Genomic DNA, 12,437 nt, shown 5'->3' with positions numbered 1-12,437 from the left:
GGAGGCAGGGCTAGGGGACGCTCAGCTTGTAGCCCACGCCGCGCACCGTCTCGATGATGTCTCCGGCCGCGCCCAGCTTCTCGCGCAGCCGCTTGATGTGCGTGTCCACGGTGCGGGTGTGGATCTCCGCCTGGATGCCCCACACGTCCGAGAGCAGCACCTCGCGCGTCTGCACCCGCTCGGGCCGCTCCAGCATGGTGCGAAGCAGCCGGAACTCGAGCGCCGTGAGCACCACCTCCTGCCCTCCCACGCGCACCTGGTGGCGCGCCCCGTCCAGCTCGATGTCCCCCGCGCGCAGCAGCACCGCCTGCGCGCCGCCCTCGTCCGCCTCGCCGCGCCGCAGCACCGCGCGCACCCGCAGCAGCAGCTCGCGCACGCTGAAGGGCTTGGGCACGTAGTCGTCTGCCCCCAGCTCGAGGCCCTGGATGCGGTCGGACTCCTGGCCCTTCGCGCTCACGATGATGACGGCGGCGCGCCTGAGCTCGGGGTCCGCCTTGAGCAGGCGCAGGACCTCGGTGCCCGGCAGGTCCGGCAGCATCAGGTCCAGGAGCACGAGGTCCGGGCGGAAGGCGCGGGCGCGCGCGAGCCCCGAGGCGCCGCTGCCCGCGGCTTCCACCTGGAAGCCGGCCTGCCTCAGGTTGTACTCGATGAGCCCCGCGAGGTCCTGCTCGTCCTCGATGATGAGAATGCGCACCATGCGTCGACCGCCCTCTCCTGTGGCCCGGCCGTGCGGCCAGCCCGCACCTCCATAGCCGCGCGAGGGCAGGCCGCCGCGTGACGATGCTGTTACATCTCCGGGCTCACATGGCGCGTTGACTTTTGGGGGGTCCCTCTCTATGTTGCGCGCCTTTTTCGCCGGGAAAGCCTCGTAGATGGTCGTAAAGATTGAACAAATTCGCGAAGAGGGACTGCGGCTCGACGAGCCCGTCTCCACCGCCCTGATCCAGGAGGCGCTCGACCTGGACTCGCGCAGCGCGTCCGGCGCCGAGACCGGCTTCAAGGCGACCGGGCCCGCCCGGCTGAAGGCGTTCCTGCGCAAGGTGAGCGGGGGCGTGCTGCTCGAGGGCAGCCTGGACGTCTCCGCCTCCATCCCCTGCAAGCGCTGCCTCGTGGACGTGAAGCTGGACGTCCCCGTGCGCTTCACCCTCAACCTCGTCCCCGAGAGCCTGGTGCGCCGGGACGAGGAGGAGGGGGTGGAGGAGCACGTGCGCGGCGGCGAGGGGGAGAGCGAGGGCTCCTTCGACCTCCAGGACACGGACGAGGAGGTCTTCGACGGAAAGACGATCGATCTGGATCCGATCGTCCGAGAGCAGGTATTGCTCGCGCTCCCGATGAGCGTGGTCTGTCGGGAAGACTGTCAGGGGCTCTGCGCGCAGTGCGGCCAGAACCTCAACGAGAAGAAGTGTGGCTGTGAGCAGCGGGTCATCGACCCCCGGCTCGCCGCCCTGAAGGACATCAAGCTGAACTGACGGTTCCAATGTCCCCCGCAAGGGTTGTGGGGGCGGACGGAGCCGATGCCGAGGTGAGTCGTGGGAGTTCCCAAGAAGCGGACGTCGAAGATGCGGCGCGATCGCCGCCGTGCGGCCAACAGCAACCTGCGCTCGGCCGTGCAGGTCATCAAGTGCGCCAAGTGCAAGGAGCCGGTGATGCCTCACCGCGCCTGCGCCGCGTGCGGCCACTACGGCGGCCGTGAGGTCCTCGCTACCGAGTAGCGGGGGGCCCCTTGCGGCTCGTGCTGGACGCGATGGGCGGTGACCACGCTCCCGCCGCTGCGGTGGAGGGGGGCGTGCTCTACGCGCGCGCGCACCCCGGGCACGAGCTGCTGCTGGTGGGGGACGAGGCGCGCGTGGGCCCGCTCCTGGAGCGCGCCCGCCCGCCGTCCAACGTCCGGCTGAGGCATGCCTCGGAAGTGGTGGAGATGGCGGAGAGCGCCAGCGCCGCCATTCGCAAGAAGAAGGATTCCTCCCTCCGGGTGGGCTTCGAGCTCGTCCGCGATGGGGAGGCGTGCGCCCTGGTCTCCGCCGGCAACTCCGGTGCGGTGATGGCCGGAGCGCTGCTCGTGCTGGGGCGCCTGCCCGGCGTGGAGCGCCCCGCCATCGCCACGCTCTTTCCCGCGCTGCGGGGCGGCGGTCGCTGCCTGCTCCTGGATGCGGGCGCCAACGTGGACTGCCGCGCGAGCCACCTCGTGCAGTTCGCCGTGATGGGCGAGGCCTTCGTGCGCTCGCGCCTCGGCATCGAGCGCCCGCGCGTGGCCATCCTCTCCAACGGCGAGGAGGACTCGAAGGGCACCGAGCTCACGCGCGAGGCGAGCGCGCTCCTGCGCCAGGGCGACCTGCACTTCACCGGCTACGTGGAGGGCAAGGACGTCTTCAGCGGCGAGGTGGAGGTCGTCGTCACCGACGGCTTCACCGGCAACATCGTGCTCAAGACGTCCGAAGGCGTGGCCATGGGCGTCACGGGCCTCCTGCGCAACGCGATCGAGCGGCGCGGCGGCCTGCCGGAGCGGCTCGGCGCGCTGCTGCTCAAGAGCACCTTCGCGGGCCTCAAGCGCGTCGTGGACTACGCCGAGTACGGAGGCGCGCCGCTGCTCGGCATCAACGGCGTCGGAATCGTGGCACACGGGCGCTCGAGCCCTCGGGCGCTCCTCAACGCACTACGCGCTGCGGCGCAGACGGCAGAGGCCGGACTGCTGCCCGAGTTGACGCGTTGCATCGAGCGTGCCGAGGGCTGGTTTCCCGCGCGCCGCCGGGGAAAAGAAGCGACAGGAGAGGGGATTTCTGAGTAGAGAGCGCGCCGCGTTCACCGCTTCCAGAAAGGGCAGCGAAGGACATGAGCAAGGTCGCGTTCATCTTCCCGGGGCAGGGCAGCCAGAGCGTCGGGATGGGCAAGGATCTGAGCGAGCGCTTTCCCGAGGCGCGCGCCATCTTCGAGCGGGCGGATGCCGCCCTGGGCGAGCCCCTGAGCCGCCTGTGCTTCGAGGGTCCCGACGAGGCGCTGAAGCTCACCGCGAACACCCAGCCGGCCATCCTGACGGTCTCCGTGGCGGCGCACGCGGTGTTCGCCGCGCGCTTCGGCCAGGCGCCCGCCTTCGTCGCGGGCCACAGCCTCGGCGAGTACTCGGCGCTGGTCGCCGCAGGCTCCCTCTCGCTCGAGGACGCGGTGCACGCGGTGCGCGCGCGCGGCACCTTCATGCAGGAGGCGGTACCCGCGGGCGTGGGCGCCATGAGCGCGGTGCTGGGGCTCTTGCCCGCGCAGGTGAAGGCTGCGTGTGACGCGGCGGCCGCCGAGGTCCCGGGCGAGGTGGTGTCGCCCGCGAACTACAACTCGCCCGAGCAGACCGTCATCGCGGGGCACGCAGCGGCGGTGGAGCGCGCGGGCGCGAAGCTGAAGGAGGCGGGGGCCAAGCGCGTGCTGCCCCTGCCCGTGAGCGCCCCCTTCCACTGCGCGCTGATGGCGCCGGTGAAGCCGCGGCTGCAGGAGGTGCTCGCGCGCGTGCAGCTCTCCGCGCCGCGCGTGCCGGTGGTCACCAACGTGGAGGCCGCGCCGAACTCGGACGCGGCGCGCGTGGTGCCGCTCTTGCTCGAGCAGGTGAGCGCGAGCGTGCGCTGGGTGGAGAGCGTGGAGGCGCTGAAGGCCGCGGGCGTCACGCGCGTGGTGGAGCTGGGGCCGGGCAAGGTGCTGTGCGGCCTGGTCAAGCGCATCGCCAAGGACATCGAGTGCTTCAACGTCGAGGACGGAGCGAGCCTGGAGAAGACGCTCGCCGCACTGGGGGCCGCATGAGCACGCAGGGACTGCAGGGGAAGGTCGCGCTGGTGACGGGTGGCTCGCGCGGCATCGGGCGCGCGTGCGCCGTGGCGCTCGCCAAGGCGGGCGCGAAGGTGATCATCAGCTACGCGGGCAACGAGGCCGCGGCGCAGGAGACGCTGGGCCTCTTGCAGGCCGCGGGCGTCGCGGGTGAAGCCGTGAAGTTCGACGTGGCGGACGCCGCCGCGTGCCAGGCCGCGGTGGACGGCATCGTGAAGGCGCACGGGCGCCTCGACGTGCTCGTGAACAACGCGGGCATCGCGGTGGACGGCCTCATCATGCGCTTCAAGGACGAGGACTGGGACCGCACCCTGGACACCAACCTCAAGGGCGCCTTCGCGCTCATCCGCGCCGCGAGCCGCCCGATGATGAAGCAGCGCGGCGGCGCCATCGTGAACGTGAGCTCCATCGTCGGCGAGATGGGCAACGGCGGTCAGGCCGCCTATGCAGCGAGCAAGGCAGGGCTCATCGGCCTGACCAAGGCCGTGGCGAAGGAGCTCGCGAGCCGCAACATCCGCGTCAACGCCATCTCCCCGGGCTTCATCGGCACGGACATGACGCACGGGCTCAGCGACGAGAACAAGTCCAAGATGCTCGAGGCCATCCCCCTGGCTCGCCTGGGGAGCGCCGAGGAAGTTGCCAATGCAGTGCTGTTCCTCTCGAGTGACGCGTCCAGCTACATCACGGGCGAGGTCCTCAAGGTGAACGGCGGGATGTACATGTAGCCAGAGTGGTTGGAATGACTCCCGGCGTGGGGTATACCCCGCCGGATTTGACTGTCCGGGAAGCCTGACGGACCCCTACACGGTTGTTGGAGGAATCTCCTTTATGTCGACGTCCGCTATCGAGACCAAGGTCAAGTCCATCATCGCCGACCAGCTGGGCGTGGGTGAGGACGAGATCAAGCCCGAGGCCTCCTTCATCGAGGATCTGGGCGCCGACAGCCTCGACATCGTCGAGCTGGTCATGGCCATGGAGGAGGAGTTCGAGGTCGAGATCCCCGACGAGGAGGCCGAGAACATCAAGACCGTGGGCGACGCGATCAAGTACGTCGAGACCCACAAGAAGTAGGCATCACCCGGGGGCTGTTCCTGCCCCCGGAACAGGGAAGGGCCCGGAGCCGTGCGCGCCTGCGGGTGCGCGCGCTCCGGCTTTGCAATCCGAGGCGGAGAGAACGTGGCAAACCGACGCGTGGTCATCACCGGAACAGGGCTCATCACGGCGCTGGGCACCGGCACCGAGAAGAACTGGCAGGCGATGCTCGCCGGTAAGTCGGGCATCGCGCCCATCACCCGCTTCGACGTGGCGAAGCTCGACACCCGCTTCGCCGGCGAGGTGAAGGACTTCGAGCCGGAGCAGTTCATCGACAAGCGCGAGGTCCGCCGCATGGACCTCTTCGCCCAGTACGCGCTGGCCGCGGCCGACATGGCCATGAAGGACAGCGGGCTGCCCATCGGCAGCGACAAGCCCCACGGCTACGCGGCCGAGAAGGTCGGCGTCATCGTGGGCTCGGGCATCGGCGGCATCGCCAGCCTCGAGGAGCAGCACAAGAAGGGCGTGGAGAAGGGCTTCGACCGCCTCTCCCCCTTCTTCATCATCCAGATGATCATCAACATGGCCCCCGGCCTCATCTCCATCAAGTACGGCGCCAAGGGCCCGAACTGGGGTCCGGTGAGCGCGTGCGCCACGAGCGCGCACGCCATCGGCGAGGCGATGAAGAGCATCCAGGTCGGCGAGTGCGACGCGGTCATCGCCGGCGGCTCGGAGGCCGCCGTGACGCCGCTGGGCATCGGCGGCTTCAGCGTGATGAAGGCGCTCTCCACCCGCAACGACGACCCCGCCGGTGCGAGCCGCCCCTTCGAGAAGGACCGCGACGGCTTCGTCATGGGCGAGGGCGCCGGCGTGCTCGTGCTCGAGGAGATGGAGGCCGCGAAGAAGCGCGGCGCCAACATCCTCGCGGAGCTGGTGGGCTACGGCGCCAACTCGGACGCGCACCACGTGACCGCTCCCGCCCCCGAGGGCGAGGGTGCGGCGCGCTGCATGCGCCTCGCGCTCGCGAGCGCGAGCATGAACCCCGAGGACGTGGGCTACATCAACGCGCACGGCACCTCGACGCCCTTCAACGACGCGAACGAGACCAAGGCCATCAAGACGGTCTTTGGTAGCCACGCGAAGAAGGTCGCCGTCTCCTCCACCAAGTCCATGACCGGCCACATGCTGGGCGCGGCGGGCGGCGCGGAGGCGGTGGTGGCGGTGCAGGTGCTCACGCGCAACGTGCTGCCGCCCACCATCAACTACGCCACGCCGGACCCCGAGTGCGACCTGGACTACGTGCCGAACACGGCGCGCGAGACCCGGGTGGACGCGGTGATGAGCAACTCGTTCGGCTTCGGCGGCACCAACGCGGTGCTGCTCTTCAAGCGCTTCAAGTAGACCAACGCATGCCCCGGGAGCCGCTGCTGGCGGGCCCGGGGCAGGGCGGGGCGAGGACGCTCGGTGGGGCCTCCCCCGGAGAGGTGGAGGCCATACGCCCGTGAAGCTCGTCATCGCATCGGACCATGCCGGCCTGGAGCTGCGCCAGGAGCTGGTGAGCCTGCTCAAGGAGCGCTCCGTCGCCTTCGACGACGTGGGCCCCACCACCCGCGACTCGGTGGACTACCCGGACTTCGCCGTGAAGGTGAGCCGCGCGGTGGCCCGAGGCGAGTACACGCTCGGCGTGCTCGTGTGCGGCACCGGCATCGGGATGAGCATGGTGGCCAACAAGCACCGGGGCATCCGCGCCGCCCTGTGCAGCACCGAGTTCGAGGCCCGCATGGCGCGCGCCCACAACGACGCGAACGTGCTGTGCCTCGGCCAGCGCACCGTGGGCGCCGGCGTCGCGCGCGCCATCCTGGACGCCTTCCTGCAGACCCCCTTCGAGGGCGGCCGCCACCAGAAGCGCGTGCAGAAGATCCACGACGCCGAGACGGCGGGCTAGCGCGGGCGCGCGAGCCCGCGTTAAGAGCCCTGCCACACGATCTCCCGGACGCGCACGGCCTCCCGCCCGGGAGTCCGCGGCCCGTCCTCCCCCCGCAAAGCTCACGGAAGGACGTACCGCCATGGAGAACACCCGCACGCTGGCCCAGGTGGACCCGGACATCGCCCGGCTGGTGCACGAGGAGACCGCGCGCCAGGAGGAGGGGCTCGAGCTCATCGCGAGCGAGAACTTCGTCTCCCCGGCGGTGATGGAGGCCGTGGGCAGCACCCTCACCAACAAGTACGCCGAGGGCTACCCGGGCCGCCGCTACTACGGCGGCTGCGAGGTGGTGGACAAGGTGGAGGAGCTGGCCATCGCGCGCGCCAAGGAGCTGTTCGGCGCGGACGCGGTGAACGTGCAGCCGCACTCGGGCAGCCAGGCCAACATGGGCGCGTACATGGCGCTGATGAAGCCGGGTGACACCATGCTGTCCCTGGACCTCAACTCCGGCGGCCACCTCACGCACGGCAGCGGCGTGAACTTCAGCGGCAAGCTCTACACCATCGTCCACTACGGGCTCACCAAGGACACCGAGACCCTGGACTACGCGCAGGCCGCCGCGCTCGCCAAGGAGCACAAGCCCAAGGTGGTGGTGGTGGGCGCGAGCGCGTACCCGCGCATCATCGACTTCGCCAAGTTCCGCGAGATCGCGGACAGCGTGGGCGCGGCCATGGTGGTGGACATGGCGCACATCGCGGGCCTGGTGGCCGCGGGGCTGCACCCCTCCCCGGTGCCGTACGCGGAGTTCGTGACCTCCACCACGCACAAGACCCTGCGCGGCCCCCGCGGCGGCCTCATCCTCTGCCGCGAGCAGTTCGCCAAGACGGTGAACAGCCAGATCTTCCCCGGCATCCAGGGCGGGCCCCTGATGCACGTCATCGCGGGCAAGGCGGTGGCCTTCCGCGAGGCGCTCACCCCCGAGTTCAAGAGCTACCAGCAGCAGATCGTGAAGAACGCCAAGGCGCTCGCCGAGGCGCTGCAGAAGGCCGGGCTGCGCCTGACCTCGGGCGGCACCGACAACCACCTGATGCTGGTGGACATGCGCTCCAAGAACCTCAACGGCAAGGTGGCCGAGGGCGTGCTGGGCAAGGCCGGGATCACGGTGAACAAGAACATGATCCCCTTCGACCCCGAGAAGCCCATGGTCACCAGCGGCATCCGCGTGGGCACCCCCGCGCTCACCAGCCGCGGCATGCGCGAGGCCGAGATGGCCATCGTGGGCGCGCTCATCGGCGAGGCCCTGGACCACGCGCAGGACGACGCGCGCCTCGCCTCCATCCGCGGCCGCGTGAAGGAGCTCACCCGCAGCTTCCCCCTCTACTCGAGCCGGCTGAAGTAGCCCCCGCCCGCCCCCCTCCGGAGCCCCGCCCTTGCGCTGCCCCTTCTGCCAGGACCCCGAGAACAAGGTCATCGACTCGCGCGAGTCGCATGAAGGGGCGGTGATCCGCCGGCGCCGCGAGTGCCTGCAGTGCAAGCGCCGCTTCACCACCTACGAGCGGGTGGAGGAGCTCTACCCGCTCATCGTGAAGAAGGACGGGCGGCGCGAGGCCTTCGACCGCGAGAAGATCGTGAGCGGCCTGAAGAAGGCCTGCGAGAAGCGCCCCGTGTCCGCGGACCAGGTGGAGGAGACGGTGCAGGGCATCGAGCGGCTCCTGCAGGGGATGGGGGAGAAGGAGGTCCCCTCCACCGTCATCGGCGAGGAGCTGATGCGGAGGTTGCAGGCCCTGGACGAGGTGGCCTACGTGCGCTTCGCCTCGGTGTACCGCTCCTTCCGCGACATCGCCGAGTTCATGAGCGAGCTCAAGGACCTGCTCGAGGACAACCGCGCGCAGGAGCGCGGCAAGGGCCCGGCGCTCGCGCACCGCGTGACGCCGCCCGTGAAGGGCTAGAGGAGAGGCCACCGACGATGCGGCTGCTCACCCGAGCCCGTCTGCAGGCCACCCGCACCCCGCGCGCGAAGCGGGCCGCGGACTTCGACCGCGCCGTGGCGGAGTTCTTCATGCGCCGCGCGCTCGAGGAGGCGGCGAAGGGGCTGGGGCGCACCAGCCCCAACCCGGTGGTGGGCGCGCTGCTGGTGAAGGGCGGCCGCGTGCTCGCGCGCGGCTACCACCGCAAGGCGGGCACCGCGCACGCGGAGGTGGTGGCGCTCGAGCAGGCGGGAGCCCGCGCGCGCGGCGCGGACCTGTACACGACGCTCGAGCCCTGCGACCACTACGGGCGCACGCCCCCCTGCAGCCAGGCCATCCTCGAGGCCGGCGTGCGCCGCGTCATCTGCGCCTCCGAGGACCCGAACCCGCTGGTGAGCGGCCGGGGCGTGGCGCGGCTGCGGCGCGCCGGGGTGGAGGTGCTCACCGGCGTGCTCAAGGACGAGGCGGATCGCCTCAACCGCCCCTTCTTCAAGGTGATGCGCACGGGCCTGCCCTACGTGACCCTGAAGGCGGCCGTGACGCTGGACGGCAAGCTCGCCACCGGCACCGGCGACTCGCGCTGGGTGACGGGCGAGGAGGCGCGCGCGTGGGTGCACCAGCTGCGCGACCGCGTGGACGCGCTGCTGGTGGGCGCGAACACCGTGCGCCAGGACGACCCGCAGCTCACCACGCGCCTGCCCGGGGGCGGAGGCAAGGACCCGGTGCGCATCGTGGTGGACTCGCGGCTGCGCCTGGACCCGGACTACCGCGTCTTCACCCAGCGCTCTGCCGCGCGCACCGTGGTGGCCACGCTGGAGGACGCGGGCGGCCGGAAGGCGCGGCGCTTCGTGGACGCGGGCGCCGAGGTCTGGACCGTGCGCGCGAAGGACGGGCGGGTGGACCTCAAGGCCCTGCTCAAGCGCGTGGCGAAGGAGGGGCTCAACCACGTGCTCGTGGAGGGCGGCTCCGAGATGTACGGCTCGCTGCTCAAGGCGCGGCTCGCGGACACGCTCGCGCTCTTCCTCGCGCCGAAGCTCCTGGGCGCCGAGGGCCTCTCCTGGGTGGGCGGCCTGGGCATCAGCGCGATGACGCGCGCGCTCCAGGTGAAGGACGTGCGGGTGGAGCACCACGGGCAGGACCTGCTCCTGCTCGCGGACCTCTAGGCGCTTCCCCCGCTCGCCTGCCCAACGGCCGCTCCAGTGACACTGGAACCTGCCCCGCCCCGTCCCGTTCCGGCGAATCCCGGCGACCCGGGCCGCAACGCGTTATAAGCCCGCCCGCCATGTTCACCGGGCTCATCCAGGACGTCGGTACCCTCGAGCAGGTCCTCCCGGGCGGGATGACGGACCTGTGGATCCGCACCCGCCTCGGCGCGGCCACCTTCACGCTGGGCGAGTCCATCGCGGTGGATGGCGCCTGCCTCACGGTGGTGGAGCGCGCGGGCGACCGCTTCCGCGTGCAGGCGGCGCCCGAGACGCTGCGGCGCACCACGCTGGGCTCCTTGCGCCCGGGCGCGCGGGTGAACCTGGAGCGGGCACTCGCGCTCGGAGACCGGCTGGGCGGCCACCTCGTCGCGGGCCACGTGGACGCGGTCTCCGAGGTGCTGGAGACGCGCGCCGAGGGCGGCTCCTGGGTGATGCGCTTCGCGCTCTCCTCCGAGCTCGCGCCCTTCTTCGTGGAGAAGGGCAGCGTGGCCATCGACGGCATCAGCCTCACGGTGAACAGCGTGGGGCGGGACTCCTTCAGCGTGCAGCTCATCCCGGAGACGCAGGAGCGCACGGGGCTGCAGGCCAAGGGCGTGGGGGCCCGGGTGAACCTCGAGGCGGACCTCATCGGCAAGTACGTGGCGCGGCTGTTCAGCCTGCGCCAGGAGCCCCGTCTCGCCGGGAACGGCAGCGGGCAGCAGGGCCTGAGCGAGGACGTGCTGCGCGCAGCCGGCTTCGGCTCGAAGGGCGGGAGCTAGCACATGGCGCACGGCAGCAGCAGCAGCATCCACCTCGTGGAGGCGGCGCTCGCGGAGATCCGCAAGGGCCGCATGGTCATCCTCACGGACGACGAGGACCGCGAGAACGAGGGCGACCTGGTGATGGCGGCGGAGAAGGTGACGCCCGAGGCCATCAACTTCATGGCCACCCACGGCCGCGGCCTCATCTGCCTCTCGCTCACCGAGGACCGCATCCGCCAGCTCAACCTGCCCCTGATGGTGCAGGACAACAACAGCCCCTACCAGACGGCCTTTACCGTCTCCATCGAGGCGGCCACGGGCGTCACCACCGGCATCAGCGCGGCGGACCGCGCGCGCACCATCCAGGTGGCGGTGGCGCCCAACGCGAAGCCCGGCGACCTCGTGCGCCCCGGCCACATCTTCCCCCTGCGCGCGCGCCAGGGCGGGGTGCTCGTGCGCACCGGGCAGACCGAGGGCAGCGTGGACCTCTCGCGGCTCGCGGGGCTCAAGCCCGCCGGCGTCATCTGCGAGATCATGAACGCGGACGGCACCATGTCGCGCCGGCCGGACCTGGTGAAGTTCGCGCGCAAGCACAAGCTGGTGCTGCTCTCGGTGGCGGACATCATCCGCTACCGCCTCGAGCGCGAGCGGCTGGTGCACCGCATCGGCGAGGTGCCCTTCCAGCGGCGCACGGGCGGTGACTTCACCGCCTACGCCTACGGCAGTGAAGTCGACCCGGCCGTCCACGTGGCCCTGGTGAAGGGGGACGTGGCGGGCAAGGCCCCGGTGCTCACGCGCGTGCACCGCGCCTGCCTCGCAGGAGATCTGCTGGGCAGCGCGGGCTGCGAGTGCGGCTACCAGCTCGAGCAGGCCTTCCAGCGCATCCGCGAGGAGGGGCGCGGCGTCGTCGTGTACCTGCAGCGCGAGGCGAGCGGGAAGGGGAAGCTGCAGTGCACCCACGTCTCCAATGAGGAGGCGGTGCCCGGCCACGCGGACCAGACGCGCCTGCGCGAGTTCGGCGTGGGGGCGCAGATCCTCAAAGACCTGGGCCTCAGCCGCCTCAAGCTGCTCACCAACAACCCGAAGAAGATCGTCGGCCTGGAGAGCTACGCGCTCGAGGTGGTGGAGCAGATCCCCCTGAGCGAGTCGCACGCCCCCGCGGCCCCCGCGCGCGCAGCCCGCAGCCCCCGGCGCCGCCCGCAGCCTGCGCGCCAGAAGTCCCGCCAGAACTCACCGAAGACTTAAGCGCCCACGCTGGTGTAGAGAGCCCCCATGCCCCGCTTCATCGAAGGAAACTTCCTGCCCCCGCAGGGCCGCTTTGCCATCTGCGTGGCCCGCTTCAACGGCTTCATCACCGAGGCCCTGGTGCAGGGCGCGGTGGACACCCTGGTGCGCCACGGCGTGGCGGACGACGCCATCGACGTGTACCGCGTGCCCGGCACCTACGAGCTGCCCGGCCTCACCCGCCGCGTCTCGGAGATGAACCGCTACGCGGGCATCATCACGCTCGGCGCGGTCATCCGCGGCGGCACCCCCCACTTCGACTACGTGGCGGGCGAGTGCGCGAAGGGCATCGGCCAGGTGGCCTTCACCTCCAGCGCCTCGGTCACCTTCGGCGTGCTCACCTGCGACACGGTGGAGCAGGCGATCGACCGGGCGGGCGTCAAGGCGGGCAACAAGGGCGCCGAGGCCGCGCTCGCCTGCATCGAGATGGTGAACCTGCACGCCCAGCTCGCGAAGCTGGACGGGAAGAAGGGGTAGGGGC

Annotated in this window: 15 protein-coding genes; 14 read left to right on the top strand and 1 reads right to left on the bottom strand. The window is 71.0% G+C overall.

The window, feature by feature from the left end:
- Nucleotides 1-10: 10 nt before the first annotated feature.
- The gene (locus FGE12_RS28435) at nt 11-697 is read right to left on the bottom strand and encodes a response regulator (protein WP_153869779.1); all 687 of its coding nucleotides are present in this window, start codon (nt 695-697) and stop codon (nt 11-13) included.
- Between the two features lie 175 nt (nt 698-872).
- On the opposite strand from FGE12_RS28435, the gene FGE12_RS28430 reads away from it, so the two are divergent.
- The 14 genes from FGE12_RS28430 (at nt 873) to ribE (ending at nt 12,433) form a co-directional block, all read left to right on the top strand.
- A complete protein-coding gene (locus tag FGE12_RS28430) occupies nt 873-1,469 on the top strand; it encodes a DUF177 domain-containing protein (RefSeq protein ID WP_153869778.1) in 597 nt (198 codons plus the stop codon).
- A gap of 60 nt (nt 1,470-1,529) precedes the next feature.
- Nucleotides 1,530-1,712 carry a 50S ribosomal protein L32 gene (gene rpmF, locus FGE12_RS28425; protein ID WP_194798370.1) on the top strand — a complete coding sequence of 61 codons (183 nt, stop codon included), beginning with the start codon at nt 1,530-1,532 and terminating at the stop codon, nt 1,710-1,712.
- A gap of 11 nt (nt 1,713-1,723) precedes the next feature.
- Nucleotides 1,724-2,785: a phosphate acyltransferase PlsX gene (plsX, locus tag FGE12_RS28420; protein WP_153869776.1), complete on the top strand. Its 1,062-nt coding sequence runs from the start codon at nt 1,724-1,726 to the stop codon at nt 2,783-2,785.
- Between the two features lie 44 nt (nt 2,786-2,829).
- Nucleotides 2,830-3,780 (top strand): ACP S-malonyltransferase, encoded by a 951-nt coding sequence (gene fabD / locus FGE12_RS28415; protein ID WP_153869775.1) that lies wholly within the window; start codon nt 2,830-2,832, stop codon nt 3,778-3,780.
- Complete coding sequence (gene fabG, locus FGE12_RS28410) at nt 3,777-4,529, top strand: 3-oxoacyl-[acyl-carrier-protein] reductase (RefSeq protein ID WP_153869774.1); 753 nt, start codon at nt 3,777-3,779, stop codon at nt 4,527-4,529. Before fabD ends, fabG begins: the two co-directional genes overlap by 4 nt.
- Nucleotides 4,530-4,632: 103 nt before the next feature.
- Entirely contained in the window at nt 4,633-4,875 is a 243-nt protein-coding gene (gene acpP, locus FGE12_RS28405) for an acyl carrier protein (RefSeq protein WP_153869773.1), read from the top strand.
- 105 nt (nt 4,876-4,980) lie between these two features.
- Nucleotides 4,981-6,237 (top strand): beta-ketoacyl-ACP synthase II, encoded by a 1,257-nt coding sequence (gene fabF, locus FGE12_RS28400; protein WP_194798369.1) that lies wholly within the window; start codon nt 4,981-4,983, stop codon nt 6,235-6,237.
- A gap of 100 nt (nt 6,238-6,337) precedes the next feature.
- A complete protein-coding gene (gene rpiB, locus FGE12_RS28395; RefSeq protein WP_194798368.1) occupies nt 6,338-6,781 on the top strand; it encodes a ribose 5-phosphate isomerase B in 444 nt (147 codons plus the stop codon).
- Nucleotides 6,782-6,902: 121 nt separating this feature from the next.
- Complete coding sequence (gene glyA / locus FGE12_RS28390) at nt 6,903-8,159, top strand: serine hydroxymethyltransferase (protein WP_153869772.1); 1,257 nt, start codon at nt 6,903-6,905, stop codon at nt 8,157-8,159.
- A 31-nt stretch (nt 8,160-8,190) separates the two neighbouring features.
- A complete protein-coding gene (gene nrdR / locus FGE12_RS28385; RefSeq protein WP_153869771.1) occupies nt 8,191-8,709 on the top strand; it encodes a transcriptional regulator NrdR in 519 nt (172 codons plus the stop codon).
- Between the two features lie 17 nt (nt 8,710-8,726).
- Nucleotides 8,727-9,890: a bifunctional diaminohydroxyphosphoribosylaminopyrimidine deaminase/5-amino-6-(5-phosphoribosylamino)uracil reductase RibD gene (gene ribD / locus FGE12_RS28380; RefSeq protein WP_153869770.1), complete on the top strand. Its 1,164-nt coding sequence runs from the start codon at nt 8,727-8,729 to the stop codon at nt 9,888-9,890.
- Between the two features lie 119 nt (nt 9,891-10,009).
- Complete coding sequence (locus FGE12_RS28375; RefSeq protein WP_153869769.1) at nt 10,010-10,690, top strand: riboflavin synthase; 681 nt, start codon at nt 10,010-10,012, stop codon at nt 10,688-10,690.
- A gap of 3 nt (nt 10,691-10,693) precedes the next feature.
- A complete protein-coding gene (gene ribB, locus FGE12_RS28370; protein ID WP_153869768.1) occupies nt 10,694-11,917 on the top strand; it encodes a 3,4-dihydroxy-2-butanone-4-phosphate synthase in 1,224 nt (407 codons plus the stop codon).
- Between the two features lie 27 nt (nt 11,918-11,944).
- Nucleotides 11,945-12,433 (top strand): 6,7-dimethyl-8-ribityllumazine synthase, encoded by a 489-nt coding sequence (gene ribE / locus FGE12_RS28365; RefSeq protein WP_153869767.1) that lies wholly within the window; start codon nt 11,945-11,947, stop codon nt 12,431-12,433.
- The last annotated feature ends 4 nt before the right edge of the window (nt 12,434-12,437 follow it).

This window comes from Aggregicoccus sp. 17bor-14, assembly GCF_009659535.1.
GTDB lineage: Bacteria > Myxococcota > Myxococcia > Myxococcales > Myxococcaceae > Aggregicoccus.
Note: the sequence above shows the minus strand (reverse complement) of the source record. Positions and strands in the feature narration are given on the sequence as shown.

Coding starts and splice junctions, on each gene's coding strand:
- FGE12_RS28435 (WP_153869779.1), bottom strand. CDS start 697: ATGGTGCGCATTCTCATCATCGAGGACGAGCAGGACCTCGCGGGGCTC.
- FGE12_RS28430 (WP_153869778.1), top strand. CDS start 873: ATGGTCGTAAAGATTGAACAAATTCGCGAAGAGGGACTGCGGCTCGAC.
- fabD (WP_153869775.1), top strand. CDS start 2,830: ATGAGCAAGGTCGCGTTCATCTTCCCGGGGCAGGGCAGCCAGAGCGTC.
- fabG (WP_153869774.1), top strand. CDS start 3,777: ATGAGCACGCAGGGACTGCAGGGGAAGGTCGCGCTGGTGACGGGTGGC.
- acpP (WP_153869773.1), top strand. CDS start 4,633: ATGTCGACGTCCGCTATCGAGACCAAGGTCAAGTCCATCATCGCCGAC.
- glyA (WP_153869772.1), top strand. CDS start 6,903: ATGGAGAACACCCGCACGCTGGCCCAGGTGGACCCGGACATCGCCCGG.
- ribD (WP_153869770.1), top strand. CDS start 8,727: ATGCGGCTGCTCACCCGAGCCCGTCTGCAGGCCACCCGCACCCCGCGC.
- FGE12_RS28375 (WP_153869769.1), top strand. CDS start 10,010: ATGTTCACCGGGCTCATCCAGGACGTCGGTACCCTCGAGCAGGTCCTC.
- ribB (WP_153869768.1), top strand. CDS start 10,694: ATGGCGCACGGCAGCAGCAGCAGCATCCACCTCGTGGAGGCGGCGCTC.
- ribE (WP_153869767.1), top strand. CDS start 11,945: ATGCCCCGCTTCATCGAAGGAAACTTCCTGCCCCCGCAGGGCCGCTTT.